18 protein-coding genes are annotated in these 13,576 nt (G+C 61.6%); 13 read left to right on the top strand and 5 right to left on the bottom strand.

Annotated features, from left to right (window positions below; genetic code table 11):
• Nucleotide 1: 1 nt before the first annotated feature.
• From ACR0DO_RS13255 to ACR0DO_RS13275, 5 genes are all read left to right on the top strand, one after another.
• Complete coding sequence (locus ACR0DO_RS13255) at nt 2–454, top strand: DUF6173 family protein (protein ID WP_480559374.1); 453 nt, start codon at nt 2–4, stop codon at nt 452–454.
• A gap of 64 nt (nt 455–518) precedes the next feature.
• Nucleotides 519–2,357 carry a glycerophosphodiester phosphodiesterase gene (locus ACR0DO_RS13260; RefSeq protein ID WP_480559376.1) on the top strand — a complete coding sequence of 613 codons (1,839 nt, stop codon included), beginning with the start codon at nt 519–521 and terminating at the stop codon, nt 2,355–2,357.
• Nucleotides 2,344–2,904, top strand: coding sequence for a hypothetical protein (locus tag ACR0DO_RS13265; RefSeq protein WP_480559378.1), 561 nt, complete (start codon nt 2,344–2,346; stop codon nt 2,902–2,904). Before ACR0DO_RS13260 ends, ACR0DO_RS13265 begins: the two co-directional genes overlap by 14 nt.
• 68 nt (nt 2,905–2,972) lie before the next feature.
• A complete protein-coding gene (locus ACR0DO_RS13270; RefSeq protein WP_170446301.1) occupies nt 2,973–3,107 on the top strand; it encodes an aa3-type cytochrome c oxidase subunit IV in 135 nt (44 codons plus the stop codon).
• 18 nt (nt 3,108–3,125) lie between these two features.
• Entirely contained in the window at nt 3,126–3,758 is a 633-nt protein-coding gene (locus ACR0DO_RS13275) for a hypothetical protein (protein WP_170446299.1), read from the top strand.
• On the opposite strand, the gene ACR0DO_RS13280 is transcribed toward ACR0DO_RS13275, so the two are convergent.
• Nucleotides 3,747–4,079 (bottom strand): AzlD domain-containing protein, encoded by a 333-nt coding sequence (locus ACR0DO_RS13280; protein ID WP_480559380.1) that lies wholly within the window; start codon nt 4,077–4,079, stop codon nt 3,747–3,749. The two genes, ACR0DO_RS13275 and ACR0DO_RS13280, sit on opposite strands and share 12 nt — an antisense overlap.
• Entirely contained in the window at nt 4,076–4,792 is a 717-nt protein-coding gene (locus tag ACR0DO_RS13285; protein WP_170446294.1) for an AzlC family ABC transporter permease, read from the bottom strand. The genes ACR0DO_RS13280 and ACR0DO_RS13285 overlap by 4 nt, the downstream gene beginning before the upstream one ends.
• Nucleotides 4,793–4,841: 49 nt before the next feature.
• On the opposite strand from ACR0DO_RS13285, the gene ACR0DO_RS13290 reads away from it, so the two are divergent.
• The 6 genes from ACR0DO_RS13290 to ACR0DO_RS13315 are packed head-to-tail and all read left to right on the top strand — an operon-like array spanning nt 4,842 to nt 9,243.
• Nucleotides 4,842–5,729, top strand: a complete 888-nt coding sequence (locus ACR0DO_RS13290; RefSeq protein ID WP_480559545.1) for a formate dehydrogenase accessory sulfurtransferase FdhD — start codon at nt 4,842–4,844, stop codon at nt 5,727–5,729.
• Nucleotides 5,726–6,262 (top strand): hypothetical protein, encoded by a 537-nt coding sequence (locus tag ACR0DO_RS13295; RefSeq protein ID WP_480559383.1) that lies wholly within the window; start codon nt 5,726–5,728, stop codon nt 6,260–6,262. Before ACR0DO_RS13290 ends, ACR0DO_RS13295 begins: the two co-directional genes overlap by 4 nt.
• A complete protein-coding gene (gene mobA, locus ACR0DO_RS13300; RefSeq protein ID WP_480559385.1) occupies nt 6,259–6,903 on the top strand; it encodes a molybdenum cofactor guanylyltransferase MobA in 645 nt (214 codons plus the stop codon). The genes ACR0DO_RS13295 and mobA overlap by 4 nt, the downstream gene beginning before the upstream one ends.
• Nucleotides 6,900–7,391, top strand: coding sequence for a molybdopterin-guanine dinucleotide biosynthesis protein B (gene mobB / locus ACR0DO_RS13305; RefSeq protein WP_480559387.1), 492 nt, complete (start codon nt 6,900–6,902; stop codon nt 7,389–7,391). Before mobA ends, mobB begins: the two co-directional genes overlap by 4 nt.
• Nucleotides 7,388–8,653 (top strand): molybdopterin-binding protein, encoded by a 1,266-nt coding sequence (locus ACR0DO_RS13310; RefSeq protein WP_480559389.1) that lies wholly within the window; start codon nt 7,388–7,390, stop codon nt 8,651–8,653. The genes mobB and ACR0DO_RS13310 overlap by 4 nt, the downstream gene beginning before the upstream one ends.
• Nucleotides 8,650–9,243, top strand: coding sequence for a GNAT family N-acetyltransferase (locus ACR0DO_RS13315; protein WP_480559391.1), 594 nt, complete (start codon nt 8,650–8,652; stop codon nt 9,241–9,243). Before ACR0DO_RS13310 ends, ACR0DO_RS13315 begins: the two co-directional genes overlap by 4 nt.
• Here ACR0DO_RS13315 and ACR0DO_RS13320 read toward each other — a convergent pair.
• The 3 genes from ACR0DO_RS13320 to ACR0DO_RS13330 form a co-directional block, all read right to left on the bottom strand.
• The gene (locus ACR0DO_RS13320; RefSeq protein ID WP_480559393.1) at nt 9,240–10,232 is read right to left on the bottom strand and encodes a hypothetical protein; all 993 of its coding nucleotides are present in this window, start codon (nt 10,230–10,232) and stop codon (nt 9,240–9,242) included. The two genes, ACR0DO_RS13315 and ACR0DO_RS13320, sit on opposite strands and share 4 nt — an antisense overlap.
• 13 nt (nt 10,233–10,245) lie before the next feature.
• On the bottom strand, nt 10,246–10,716 hold the full coding sequence (greA, locus tag ACR0DO_RS13325; protein ID WP_170446282.1) for a transcription elongation factor GreA: 471 nt from the start codon (nt 10,714–10,716) through the stop codon (nt 10,246–10,248).
• Between the two features lie 140 nt (nt 10,717–10,856).
• The gene (locus tag ACR0DO_RS13330) at nt 10,857–11,237 is read right to left on the bottom strand and encodes a VOC family protein (protein ID WP_480559395.1); all 381 of its coding nucleotides are present in this window, start codon (nt 11,235–11,237) and stop codon (nt 10,857–10,859) included.
• Between the two features lie 87 nt (nt 11,238–11,324).
• Between ACR0DO_RS13330 and soxR the strand changes: the two genes are divergently transcribed.
• Both soxR and ACR0DO_RS13340 read left to right on the top strand, forming a co-directional pair.
• Complete coding sequence (gene soxR / locus ACR0DO_RS13335; protein WP_480559397.1) at nt 11,325–11,780, top strand: redox-sensitive transcriptional activator SoxR; 456 nt, start codon at nt 11,325–11,327, stop codon at nt 11,778–11,780.
• 135 nt (nt 11,781–11,915) lie between these two features.
• Nucleotides 11,916–13,562, top strand: a complete 1,647-nt coding sequence (locus ACR0DO_RS13340) for an electron transfer flavoprotein-ubiquinone oxidoreductase (protein WP_480559399.1) — start codon at nt 11,916–11,918, stop codon at nt 13,560–13,562.
• Nucleotides 13,563–13,576: the final 14 nt, after the last annotated feature.

The following is a 13,576-nucleotide window of genomic DNA, read 5'->3' on the forward strand; positions in this document are numbered from 1 at the left end:
CATGCAGGACCAGATCGAAACATCGGCCGAGGCGGCAGAAGCGGCGGCTTTGCCCAGGTGTTACGAGTTCCACGCGAACCCCAACGCCGAGTCCGCGGCAAAGAATCTGCCCGAGCCACTGCAAAAACCGGTTCAGACCAAAAGCCCGGCGCAATGGGCCTATGAGCGGTTGATCCTTTATATCCAGAACTTCGAAAAGACGCTGACCGGCGATCAGGAGGTCGCCATGGGTTTTACCGGCGGCGATGCGGGGGTCATGCGGATCGAGGGCATGGGCTATTTCGATCCCGATATCATCACCTATTACGGCTCGGACGCGAGCGGGGCGCGGACCCAACTGGTGCAGCATGTCAGCCAGCTGAACGTGATGCTGCGCGCCCTGCCCAAATCGGTCGAGGACAAGCCCGCCAACCGCATCGGTTTCCGGCTGGCAAAGGATCTGGAAGAAAGCTGACCGCCTGACTTGCAATTCACGTCGGCGCAGCCTTGAATGAGTGCACCATTCAAGGGGGTGCCGCGTGTCCGATTTCTCAGCCGTTACAAGCGCCTACAAGGGGGCATGGGCGCGCCGCCGTGTCTTTGTGCCGATCTATATCGCCGTGCGCCTGTTGCTGGTTGCCCTGATCGCACCGGCGGTGGCGATTACCGTCAATCTGGCGGTGTCGCTGTCGAACCAGACCGCGCTGACGGATCAGGCCATTGCCGCCTTCATCCTGTCACCGGTGGGCTTTGTCGCGGCGATTGTCGTGCTCAGCCTGTTTCTGCTGGCTGAGGTGTTTGTGTTCTCGGTCATGGCCGGATCGCTGCGGATGGGCGAATCCGACCCGTGGCGTGCGGGCAGCTCCGCCATCGGCCTGATCCTGTCGCGGCTGCCGGCGCTGTTCGGCTTTGCGGTGCGTTTCGTGCTGCGGGTCCTGGTTTTGGTCCTGCCCTTCGCAGTCGTTGCGGCCGTGATCGCGTGGTGGACGCTGACCGAATATGACATCAACTACTATCTGACCTTCCACCCGCCGTCGTTCTGGATTGCGGTGGCACTGATCGGGGCCGTGGTTCTGGCCATGGCCTGGGTTCTGATCCGTCGCCTGTCGGCTTGGGCGCTGGGCCTGCATCTGGTCCTGTTCGAAGGCGTTCACCCCGCCCATGCCTTCAACATCAGCGCCACCCGGATGGAAGGCAAACGCGGGCGCCTCAAGATCGAGCTGGCGATCTGGCTGATCCTGCGCCTGATCATTGCGGGCCTGATCGCATGGGTAGCGGGGCTGCTGTTTGCCATTGTACCGCTGCAAGGTTCCAGTCACTTGCGGCTGGCACTGATCTACAGCCTGCTGGTGGCGGGTGTCTGGTCCTTGGCTGGCCTTGTGCTGGCGGCAACGGCACTGGGCGCACTGGCGGTGCTGCTGGACGGGTTCTTCGAGATCAGAACCGAGGAACCGCCGCATCCTGAACCCGGCAGCCTGCGTGTTCCACTATTCGCCGCCCTCAGCGCCGCCGTGGCGGCCGTGCTGATCGGGCTGTGGTTCGGGCAGCATCTGCTGGAACGCATACAGGCGCCGGACCGGGCTGAGGTGATCGGCCACCGTGGCGCTGCGGCGCTGCGGCCCGAGAACACTATGGCCTCGGTGCTGAAAGCGATCGAAGACGGGGCGGACTGGGTCGAAATCGACGTGCAGGAAACGGCGGATGACGTGGTCATTGTCGCCCATGACAGTGATTTCATGAAACTGGCGGGGGTGAACCTCAAGGTCTGGGATGCCACGATGGAGGACATCGCTCAGATCGATATCGGCAGCTGGTTCGGCCTCGAATATGCCGACGAACGCACGCCCACTCTGCGCGAGGTGCTGGAGGCCGCAAAGGGTAAATCCAAGGTCATCATCGAACTGAAATACTACGGCCATGACGTTGATCTGGAAAACCGCGTGGCGGCGCTTGTGGAAGAGCTTCAGATGCAGGACGACATCGCCACCATGTCGCTGAAATACCCGGCCGTGCAAAAGATGAAAAAGCTGCGCCCTGACTGGTGGGCAGGGGTTCTGGCCGCGACGGCCGTCGGCGATCTGACCGGGCTGGAAGGTGATTTCATCGCCGTCAATGCCGCCATGGCAACGCCGGGGCTGGTGCGCTCGGTTCATGCGGCGGGCAAGGATATCTATGTCTGGACGGTGAACGACCCGCTGCAGATGTCGGCCATGGCCTCGATGGGGGTGGATGGTCTGATCACCGACCGCCCCGCGATGGCCAATGAGGTGCTGCGGGTGCGCGCCGAAATGGGCCCGGCCGAGCGGCTGCTGCTGTGGCTGGCGACCACCTTCGGCATGACCGTCGACACCCAGGCGATGCGCGATGAAAACCCGTAGTCTATCTGTGATCCTCGCGCTGATGGCGGCCCCCGCCGTGGCGCAGGATTTCATGCGCAATATCGAGATGCCTGCCCACCGTGCGCTGATCGCGCAGCGTGGGGACACGGAACCAACGTCGTTCGAAACCGATGGCTGTTCCGGAGGTCTGTCGGCCAGTTGGCGCTTTGTGGCCGAGACCTTTCCCAAGTTCAGCGCACTCTACGAAGCACATCCGCCGTGGGAATATTGCTGCGTGACCCATGACCGCGCCTATCACAATGCGGGCGGGGCGACGCAGGCCGGGAACAGCTATGACGCGCGCCTGTCAGCGGATGATGCGCTGCGCGCCTGCGTCAAACAGCACGGGGTCGACAATGCCGACGAATATGCTGAACGGTACGACATGACGCCGGACCAGATTCGCACGGCCCACTCTATCACTGCCGAAGCGATGCACGCGGCGGTGCGGCTGGGTGGCGGCCCCTGTTCCGGCCTGCCCTGGCGCTGGGGATTCGGATATCCGGGCTGTTCGGTCTTCCTGTCTGCGCCCCCTGCGCGCGAATGACGTGGTGACAGGCCCATGATTTTCGATTATCCAACATCTTAAACACGCGAACTGGGAATCTCTGACCAATGGCTGAATACAAGCACGGCGACATGGACATCAACGTCCAGGAAAAAACCTTCAACGGCTTTATCAAGGCCACCACATGGTGCGTGGTTGCCATCGCCTTCCTGTGCCTGTTCCTGGCGGTCTTCGCCTCTTAATCCAAAACGGGGATCACCGTGATCAGGATTTTGCTTGCCTGCCTGCTGGCAGTGACAGTGGCGGGCTGCACCGGCTCGCAGCGACCACAGGCTGACCAGTCGGAAGTTGTGGCCCGATCCTATCGTGATCCGGGGCCGTCGACGCTGACCCTCTATACGATGATCAACACCCGGACCGGTTCGGGTGCTCATACGTCATTGATGATCAGCGGCAGTGAGCGGGTGATCTTTGACCCCGCAGGTTCGTTCCGGGCTGACGTGGTGCCGATAAGGAATGACGTGCTGTACGGCATTACTCCGAACGTCGAGCGCGCCTATCGCAGCAGCCACGCGCGTGAGACGCATTTTGCACGAATCCAAACCATCGAGGTCACGCCGCAACAGGCCGAGATCGCCCTGCAACTGGCCAAGCAGATGGGGCCGGTGTCCAGCGCGTACTGCGCCAACTCGACATCTCAGCTGTTGCAGCAGGTGCCGGGGTTCGAGCAGATCAGCACCACCTTCTATCCGGTCAAACTGTCTGAGCAATTCGGCGAGTTGCCGGGGGTGGTCACCAGCGAATACCGCGAGAATGACGACGCCGATCTGCAAAAGGGTCTGGCGGCGAACAACGCCGTTCTGAACCAGCAGGACGTGGCCTTACCCCAATAGGTACAACAGCCCATAGAGGGTTCCGGCCCCGGAAAATATGGCCGCCAGCACGTTTTTCGTGATCAGTCCAACTGTCAGGGCAACTGCGGCCGCAGCCATGCGCGGTGCGTCCGGCTGCCCGCCGGTTGCGGTTGGCCACACCACCAGCGGCGCGATCAGCGCCGGCAGGATGGCCACGGCGGTATAGCGCAGGTGGCGCAGCAGCCACGGCGGCATCGGGCGGTCTCCGACCAGACCGATGAAGACAAAGCGCAGGGCATAGCTGCCAACGGCCAGTCCGATGATGATCGTCCAGATCGTGACGGGATCGGGATGGGTCATGCGTCGACCTTTCTGCGCTGGGCGATCAGTTCAGCCTGAGCGCCTGCGATCATCCCGGCACAACCTGCGATCAAAAGGCCCAGATTGTACGGAAGGGCCACGGTCAGCAACGAAACGACAATGGCCACCAGCGCGGCGACCACATGGGGAAAGGTTCGCATCATCGGACCGATCATGGCCAGAAAGGTGATCGGCAGGGCAAAGTCCAACGCCCAGCTTTCGGGAATGCGCGTCCCCAGAACCGCACCCAGATAGGTGGCCAGAATCCAAAGCGGTGTAATCGGGGTGACCGAGCCTACGAAATAGGCCATGCGCTGGGGCACGGTCATCTTCGGCTCTTTTTCGAACTGCACGATCGAACAGGCATAGGACTGATCGACCGTCAGGTAGGCCGCACAGGCCCTTTGCCACAGGGGTGCCGCCCCCAGAAACGGCGTCAGCGAGGCCGAGTACATTGCCATCCGCAAGTTCACTGCCAGCGCTGAGATCAGAATGATGGCGGTGGGGGTCTGGTCCTGCAACAATTGCAGGGCGGCGAATTGCGCAGCCCCGGCAAAGACCGTTGAGGTGAGCATCATGGTCTGGACGATATCCAACCCGGCCTCGGTCGCGAAAACGCCGAACAGGGTGCCGAAGGGGATTGCGACAAAGATGAACGGTGACCCGTCGCGAAAACCCTTCCAGAAGTACGACTTGGATGTGGTGTCTGCCATGGCTAAATCCTATGGTGTTGCCCGCAGCACTAACGGTCTTGGGAAAGGGTTGCAATTGGCCACGGAACTGGATGTCTCGGACTACATCATCGCCCCCGACCCGGGTGCGGCCCGCCTGACCCGTGCGGTTGAAGGCGTCGACCAGAACGGCGAGGTCAGCCAGATCTCGGTCGTGGAAGAACGCCCGCTGACGATTTTCCTCAACGCGCAGGAAATCGTAACGGCGATGACCATCGGCGATTATCCGGAATATCTGGCGCTGGGCTTTCTGCGCAATCAGGGCATGTTGCTGGCCGATGACCAGATCACCCGCGTTGATTACGATGACGATCTGGAAACCGTCATCGTCCGCACTGCGCGTGAAACCTCGTACGAGGACAAGCTCAGGAAAAAGACCCGCACCAGCGGCTGCGCTGTGGGCACGGTGTTCGGCGACATGATGGAGGGGTTGGAGGACGTCCGCCTGCCGCAGGTTCAGGTGCGAACCTCGTGGCTTTACGATCTGGCCGCCAAGATCAACCGGACGCCCTCGCTGTACCTTGAAGCGGGCGCGATCCACGGCACGGTCCTGTGCCGCCAAAACCGACCCTTGGTCTATATGGAGGACGTGGGCCGCCACAACGCGGTCGACAAGATTGCGGGTTGGATGCTGTCCGAGGGCGAGGCGGCGGAGGACAAGCTCCTTTACACCACCGGCCGTCTGACCTCGGAAATGGTGATCAAGACGGCAATGATGGGCATCCCGGTTCTGGCGTCCCGCTCGGGCTTTACCGCCTGGGGTGTCGAGATTGCCCGCGAGGTCGGCCTGACCCTGATCGGCCGGATGCGCGGGCAGCGGTTCGTGTGCCTGTCCGGCGAAGATCGGCTGGTCCGCGACGTGGACCCGGCGACCGTGGCGGTTGAGGACAAGAAACATCGCAGGAAGAGTGCGGGATGATTATTGAAACACTCTACGCTTTCGCATTGTTCGTTTTGATAATCAGCATTTTGCCATTGGGTTTTCTGATGCTGCGAAGCTACGCACGCAGCAAACGAGGTGTTTTAGAGGGAATGACACGATTAGAGCCCAATGTTCTTCGCCGATTGGGTTGGGAACCCGCTGAGTACATTGGGACATTCGACCTGAGCGCCCCTTTTCGGTTGGGATGGCAGTCTTGGGGGCTGTTGACGCAGCAACAGAACGTCGCCCTTCAACGGGTTTTACTTCACGGTTTGCCCAACTCTTTGGAGTTTTCTGAAGAGACACGGAAATCGGCGCGCAGATTTCGGCGTTACTTTTGCGCCCTTTTTGTTCTTGGTGCCGTGGTCGTTTTTCTGTCTGCCTATTATCGGTTAAGCCGCGTTCTGGCCGAATTTACAGGGGTGCCCACAAGCATATGGTACATTCTGTTTGGCCTCTGCGTCGGTTCTTTGGTCTTTCTTCCACTGGAAAAGTTTAAAAAATGGCCAGAAATCGGAGGAACAACATGACCCGCCCTCTCGGAGTTATCCTCGCAGGCGGTCTGGCCACTCGAATGGGTGGCGGCGACAAGGGCCTGTTGCAGATCGGTGGGCAGAGCCTGCTGTCCCACGTGATCGACCGTCTGGCCCCTCAGGTCGATGGCCTTGCGCTGAACGCCAATGGTGATCCCGAACGGTTCGCTGATCTGAACCTGCCCATCCTATCCGACACGATCGAAGGGTTCGCAGGCCCTCTGGCGGGCGTTCTGGCGGGGTTGGATTGGGCGGCTGATCAGGGCGCTGACTGTATCGTCACTGCCGCCGCCGACACGCCGTTCTTTCCGCGCGATCTGGTGGTCCGTCTTATGCAGGCTGCCGAGGGGCAGGCACATCCGCTGGTTCTGGCGACCACACCGCGCACAGGGGATGAAATGCTGAAGTCTGGCGGCGGAAAGCGTATCAATCGGCACCCGACATTTGGCCTCTGGCCGGTGGCGTTGCGCGATGATCTGCGCGATGCGCTGAACCACGGGCTGCGCAAAGTCGTGCTGTGGACGGACAAACATGACGGGCGCGAGGCCCTGTTCGACGCCGAACCGTTCGATCCCTTCTTCAACGTCAACACGCCCGGCGATCTGGCGCGGGCGGAAAAGCTGTTGGAGCAGGCATGAGGGTCTACGGCGTCACCGGTTGGAAAAACGCGGGCAAAACCGGGCTGATGGAGCGGTTGGTGGCCGAGATCACCAGACGGGGTTTCACCGTTTCGACCCTCAAACACGCCCATCACAGCGTCGACGTAGATCAGCCGGGCACCGACAGCTATCGCCACCGCATCGCGGGCGCGTCCGAGGTGCTGCTGGCCTCGGGCCAGCGCATCGCCATCATGCAGGAACTGCGAGGCGCGCCCGAGCCGTCTCTGGATGATTTGCTCGCGCGGCTGTCACCTGTTGATCTTGTGTTGATCGAGGGGTTCAAACGCGAAGCCCATCCCAAGGTCGAGGCGTTTCGGGTCGAGGCCAAAAACGCTTTGATGGCGCCCGAAAACACAACCATTCGCGCCGTGGCCAGCGATACGCCGCTGACCGCGGATTGCCCCGTATTTGATCTGGATGACACCGCCGCCATTGCGGATTTTATCCTGCAGGAGGTCGGATTATGACCAAGCCAAACATTGCACCTCCGCCTCTGCGCAACGATTGTTTTGCGCTGCCCGCCGGAGTGAACTGGACACCGGTGGACGACGCGCTGGCCCTGCTGCGCCAAAGGTTGACGGCGGTGAAGGGCGCCGAAACCGTACCGTTGGAGCAGGCAACCGGGCGCATTCTGGCCGAGGATGTGATCGCAAAACGCTCGAACCCGCCGCTGCCGAATACGGCGGTGGACGGCTATGGATTTGCCGGTGCCGCGCCCGAGGGGCCGCAAGTGATGCCCCTGCATCCGGGGCGCGCGGCGGCGGGCATTCCGTTTGATGGGGCGGTGCCTGACGGCCATGCGCTGCGCGTGCTGACCGGCGCGGCCCTTCCTGCGGGTGTGGATACCGTCATTCTTGAGGAAGACGTCACCGTTCAGGACGGCCACATCGCCTTTCACGGTCCGTTGAAACACCGCGCCAACACGCGCCGCGCGGGCGAGGATGTGGCCGAGGGCGATCCGGTTCTGTGCGCCGGGCGCAGGCTGACACCTGCCGATTTGGCCTTGCTGTCTGCGACGGGCCTTGCCGAGGTGCCTGTCCGGGAAACGCTGCGGGTGGCCGTTTTGTCCACTGGGGACGAATTGGTCGAACCCGGAGAGCCCGCCGGTCCGGGCCAGATATTCGACGCCAACCGCCCGATGCTGCTGTCGCTGATTGCCCGAATGGGGTTTCAGCCGGTGGATATGGGGCGCGTCGAAGACGACCGTGACGCCCTGCGTGACCGCCTGAACCAAGCGGCAGAGCAGGCGGATGTGGTCCTGACCAGCGGCGGCGCGTCGGCAGGGGACGAAGATCACGTCTCGGCCCTGTTGCGGCAGGCGGGCGCGATGCAGGAATGGCGGATCGCGCTGAAACCCGGGCGGCCTCTGGCGCTGGGCATGTGGGAGGGAACGCCGGTCTTCGGCCTGCCGGGCAATCCGGTGGCGGCCATGGTCTGCACGCTGATCTTTGCCCGTCCGGCCTTGGGCCTGATGGCCGGTGAGGGCTGGCAGGCCCCGCAAGGCTTTGACCTGCCCGCCGCGTTCGAGAAACGCAAGAAACCCGGCCGCCGTGAATACCTGCGCGCCCGCGTCCGCGATGGCCGGGCCGAGGTGTTTGCCTCGGAAGGGTCGGGCCGGATCAGCGGGCTCAGCTGGGCCGAGGGACTGGTCGAGATCGAGGACGGCGCGCGCCACATCAAACCGGGCGATATGGTCCGGTTCATTCCCTACGGAAGCTTTGGGTTGTGACTGTCAGGATCGAACAGGGCTTCGCCGAGGCTGAACGACCAAAGGCCTCAGCCCTGTTCTGGCAGGCTTTCGCAGCCAAGCTGCACAGGGTCATGGGGCCGGACAAAAAGGGTCTGGCTTTCATTGAACATGCCATAAACCCGAAATTTGCCCTGGTCGCGCGGGACAATTCAGACCGGATGCTGGGGCTGGCAGGGTTCAAAACCCAGAACGGCGGGCTGATCGAAGGCAGCCTGTCCGATATGGCAAAGATCTATGGCTGGTTTGGCGGCACATGGCGGGGTCTGGTGCTGAGCGTTCTGGAACGCGGTCTGCAACCCGGCGTGTTCCAGATGGACGGTATCTTTGTGGCCGCAGAAGCACGCGGGCAGGGGGTTGGAACCGCGCTGCTGTCCGCGATCAAGGATCACGCCCGCAAGTCGGGCATGTCAGAGGTGCAACTGGACGTGATTGACACCAATCCGCGCGCAAGGGCCCTGTATGAACGCGAAGGGTTCAAAGCCGTCAGCAAGGAAAAGACCGGTCCGTTTCAGTATCTGTTCGGATTCAGCAGCGCCACGCGCATGAGCTGGCCTGTCACCGCGCCTTAGTCAAACGTCCCGGCCACACGCCCCAGCAGCATGAAAGCCCGCGCCGTGCGGGTTTCGCCAAGAGCGGTCAGGTCGGCATCGCTGGCCTCGGGTTCAAAGGCCACGATCATGTGATCGAAGCGGCGCAGGAAATGATGCGCGGCATCGCGGAAGATCGGGTCCTGTTTCATCCGCGCCGCCGTCAGCGCCAATGACGAGCGGTCGCGGATACCGCCCAGAGCGGCCACCGAACGCCCACGCGCGCCTTGCGCGAACTGCCGCCAGACCTCGGGCCGGGCCATGTCGGGGCGCAGGTCATCCATATAGATGCCTTCCTGGCTGAGCAGGGTCAGAACATCCTGCGACGCCTGAACCAGCTGCGCGGTCTTGCGGTCCTTCAGGGCCAGACGCAGGGCGTTGAACCCTTCGGTATCGTCCTGGGTTTCAGGGAAGTTCAGCGCGCGAATGAAGATATCGGTGCTGAGCGGCGGCGCTATGTCCTCGGCCTGCGTACCCAGTTCCAGTGCTGTCTGGTCGCCGGCGCCGTTCGGGGTCGCGGCGCGCGCGGGTTCCGTACGTTTGGTCGAAAACGTCGCCAGCGCGCTTTCCGTCTTTTTTGTCGCCTTGGCGATTTCATCCAGTTTCTTGCTGACCGCCGGTTCAAAGGAACTGGCCGCACGCTGTTGCTGAATGACATATGTCTGCCGGATCGCGTCGATCGCGGTCTGCAGGCGTTCGCTTTCCTCGCGCATCACGCGGCTGGCGCGCATCGCGGTAGCGGCAACCCAGATCATCGCCACCGGCATGAACACCGCCAGCAGGGTCACGACGAATCCACCGCCCTGCGTCTGGCCGGGCAGCACCAGAAACACCACCGACACCACCAACCAGATCACGCTTAGCGCGATGGCCGCGATCTCGATCTCGGTCACTGCTGGGCGCGACGGCTTGTCATAGATGCCAAGCGAGGTCGGTCGCTCGGGTTCCTGCTCGGGCGTGGGTTCGGACATGGGGACGCTCCGGTCAGGCGTACTCGATACTCAGCACTTCGTAAGACCGCACGCCACCGGGGGTGCGCACCTCGACACTGTCACCTTCGTCCTTGCCGATCAGGGCGCGGGCGATGGGCGATTTGATGTTGAGCAGGCCGTTTTCGATATTGGCCTCATACTCACCCACGATCTTCCAAGTCTTTTCCTCGTCGGTGTCTTCATCGACCAGCGTGACCTTGGCGCCGAACTTGATCGCACCGGACAGCTTGGCCGGATCGATCACATCGGCCAGCGACAGGATGCCTTCCAGTTCCTTGATGCGGCCTTCGATAAAGCCCTGTTTTTCGCGCGCCGAGTGGTATTCGGCGTTTTCCTTCAGGTCGCCCAGTTCACGCGCTGTGGCGATGGCTTCGATGATCGCCGGGCGCTCGACGGATTTCAGGTTTTTCAGCTCTGCCTCGAGCGCGGCATTGCCCGCAGGCGTCATGGGAATCTTTTCCATACTCTTGTCGTCCACGCATAAAGTGATGCGCCCCGCCGCATGGAACCAGCGTCGGGGCGATTTGATGGGTTGGCAAATACCTGACCCAAATGAGGCGTGAAATGCAAGAGGGCATGGCCCTGCAACGGGCGGATTACGGCCTAGGCGTAACTAATCACCTCGAATTCGATGTCATTGTCATCGTTGAAGTAGAACCGGCGGCCGGGTTCGTAATCGGCATGGGATTTGGGGGTGAACCCTGCATCGATCACTTTCTGCTCGGTGGCATCGATATCTTCGACCAATACGCCCACGTGGTTCAGACCTCCAACGATGTCATAGCTGCTTTCATCCGAGGGTTTCGGGTCGCTGGGCGCATAAAGCGCCAGATAGGTATGCGTGCTGCCTACATGAACCGTGTATCCGCCCGCGATGGCGGGGCCTTCCCAACGGGTTTTCCAGCCAAACACCTTGTGCATCCACGCGGCCGAGGCCTGCGGATTGCGGACGGTGAAATTGGTGTGTTCAAGCGTCGCCATCATGGGATCTCCTTTGCGAATTGGGGCTTGTTCCGACTCACCGTAATTTCTAAACCTAACTTTAGGTCAAGGAATTTTTGAGAGGGCGGTATGGCAATATCCGAAGGGTTGGCGATTGGTGCCTTGGCGCGGCGCACCGGGTTGGCGGTTTCCGCCATTCGGTACTACGAGGCGCAGGGGCTGATTGCGCCCTGGCGCAACGCGGGCGGACAGCGCCGCTATCAGCGCGCCGACATCCGGCGGCTGAGTTTCATCATGATCGCCCAGCAGTTCGGTCTGACCCTGCCCGAGATTCGCGAGGTTCTGTCGGGCTTGCCGGGGAACCGCACGCCGACGCCGAAAGACTGGCAAAGGATCAGCATCGGCCTGCGGTCCCATCTGGACCAGCGAATCGATACCCTGACGCGGTTGCGCGACAATCTTGACGGCTGCATCGGCTGCGGCTGCCTGAGCCTGCCGAAATGTGCGCTTTACAACCGCGACGACCGCGCCAAATCCCATGGTAGCGGTCCCAGATACCTCATGGGGGACGCCCCCGAGGCATAACTGCCGCATTGCAGCAATGTTACGCCGTGTTTTGATTGACCAAGGTCTTTCAGACCATGTAATCAGCCTTGAAACAATATTGCGCAGACCACGCAGTGAAAGCGCCAATTCGGAAAGTTAGCTAAGGAGCCCGCGATGGCCGAGATTGAACGCGAAGCGATGGAATACGATGTGGTGATCGTGGGTGCAGGCCCTGCGGGCCTGTCGGCGGCCATCCGTCTGAAGCAGCTGGACGCGGACCTGAACGTCGTCGTTCTGGAAAAGGGTTCGGAAGTGGGCGCGCATATCCTGTCGGGCGCGGTTCTGGACCCCTGCGGCCTGGACGCGGTGATCCCGGACTGGAAGGAAAAGGGCGCACCGCTGAACGTGCCGGTGCACGAAGACAATTTCTACATGCTGGGTGAGGCCGGTAAAATCCGCATCCCCAACGCGCCGATGCCACCGCTGATGAACAACCACGGCAACTATATTGTTTCGATGGGCAATGTCTGCCGCTGGATGGCCGAGCAGGCTGAAGAATTGGGCGTGGAAATCTTCCCAGGTATGGCCTGTTCCGAGCTGGTCTACGGCGACAACGGCGAGGTCAAAGGCGTCGTTGCAGGTGTGTTCGGTCTGGAACCCGACGGATCGTACGGCCCGGGCACCGAGCCGGGCATGGAGCTGCACGGCAAATATGTCTTCCTGTCGGAAGGTGTCCGTGGCTCGCTGTCCAAGGAAGTGATCGCCAAATACGACCTGTCTGCCGGCAAAGAGCCGCAGAAATACGGCGTCGGCATGAAAGAGATTTGGGAGATTGACCCGGCCAAGCACAAGGAAGGCAGCGTCACGCACACGATGGGCTGGCCGCTGGGCAGCAACGCGGGCGGCGGGTCGTTCATCTATCACCTAGAAAACAATCAGGTCTATGTCGGTTTCGTGGTGCACCTGAACTACAAGAACCCGCACCTGTATCCGTACATGGAGTTCCAGCGCTTCAAACATCACCCGATGGTGGCCGAGCTGCTGAAAGGCGGCAAGCGCGTGGCCTACGGCGCCCGCGCGATCACCGAGGGCGGCTGGCAGTCGATGCCGAAACTGGTGGCGCCGGGTGTGGCGCTTCTGGGTTGCTCGGCGGGTATGGTCAACGTGCCGCGTATCAAGGGTAACCACAACGCGATGCTGTCCGGCAAAGCCGCAGCCGAGGCTGCGTTCGATGCCATCAAGGCCGACCGTTCGGGCGACGAGCTGACTGCCTATGAGGTCGACGTCCGCGAAGGCGCCATTGGCAGCGACCTGAAGAAGGTGCGTAACGTCAAGCCGCTGTGGTCGAAATACGGCCTGACCGCCAGCCTGGTGCTGGGTGGCATGGACATGTGGACCAACACGCTGGGCTTCTCGCTGCTGGGCACTCTGGGTCACGGCAAGAACGACGCCCTGTCGACCGAAGAGGCCAGCAAGCATCAGCCCATCGACTATCCCAAGCCCGATGGCACACTGTCCTTCGACCGTCTGACCAACGTCTCGTTTGCGATGACCAACCACGAGGAAAGCCAGCCCTGCCATCTGAAGCTGACCGACCCCGAAGTTCCGGTGAAGGTCAACCTGCCCAAGTTCGACGAACCGGCGCAGCGATACTGCCCGGCGGGTGTGTATGAGATGGTCGAGGATGAAGAAGGTCCGCGATTCGTGATCAACTTCCAGAACTGCGTCCACTGCAAAACCTGCGATATCAAGGATCCCAGCCAGAATATCACCTGGACCACGCCGCAGGGCGGGGATGGCCCGAACTATCCCAATATGTAAGCGAAAATCCGGGC

Source organism: Ruegeria sp. AM9, assembly GCF_056540565.1.

Bases quoted from the DNA above. Each gene is read 5' to 3' on its own strand.
- ACR0DO_RS13295 (WP_480559383.1), top strand. From the start codon at position 5,726: ATGATTATTGAAACACTCTACGCTTTCGCATTGTTCGTTTTGATAATC.
- ACR0DO_RS13320 (WP_480559393.1), bottom strand. From the start codon at position 10,232: ATGTCCGAACCCACGCCCGAGCAGGAACCCGAGCGACCGACCTCGCTT.
- greA (WP_170446282.1), bottom strand. From the start codon at position 10,716: ATGGAAAAGATTCCCATGACGCCTGCGGGCAATGCCGCGCTCGAGGCA.
- ACR0DO_RS13270 (WP_170446301.1), top strand. From the start codon at position 2,973: ATGGCTGAATACAAGCACGGCGACATGGACATCAACGTCCAGGAAAAA.
- ACR0DO_RS13310 (WP_480559389.1), top strand. From the start codon at position 7,388: ATGACCAAGCCAAACATTGCACCTCCGCCTCTGCGCAACGATTGTTTT.
- mobA (WP_480559385.1), top strand. From the start codon at position 6,259: ATGACCCGCCCTCTCGGAGTTATCCTCGCAGGCGGTCTGGCCACTCGA.
- soxR (WP_480559397.1), top strand. From the start codon at position 11,325: ATGGCAATATCCGAAGGGTTGGCGATTGGTGCCTTGGCGCGGCGCACC.
- ACR0DO_RS13255 (WP_480559374.1), top strand. From the start codon at position 2: ATGCAGGACCAGATCGAAACATCGGCCGAGGCGGCAGAAGCGGCGGCT.
- ACR0DO_RS13340 (WP_480559399.1), top strand. From the start codon at position 11,916: ATGGCCGAGATTGAACGCGAAGCGATGGAATACGATGTGGTGATCGTG.
- ACR0DO_RS13330 (WP_480559395.1), bottom strand. From the start codon at position 11,237: ATGATGGCGACGCTTGAACACACCAATTTCACCGTCCGCAATCCGCAG.
- ACR0DO_RS13280 (WP_480559380.1), bottom strand. From the start codon at position 4,079: ATGACCCATCCCGATCCCGTCACGATCTGGACGATCATCATCGGACTG.
- mobB (WP_480559387.1), top strand. From the start codon at position 6,900: ATGAGGGTCTACGGCGTCACCGGTTGGAAAAACGCGGGCAAAACCGGG.
- ACR0DO_RS13285 (WP_170446294.1), bottom strand. From the start codon at position 4,792: ATGGCAGACACCACATCCAAGTCGTACTTCTGGAAGGGTTTTCGCGAC.
- ACR0DO_RS13265 (WP_480559378.1), top strand. From the start codon at position 2,344: ATGAAAACCCGTAGTCTATCTGTGATCCTCGCGCTGATGGCGGCCCCC.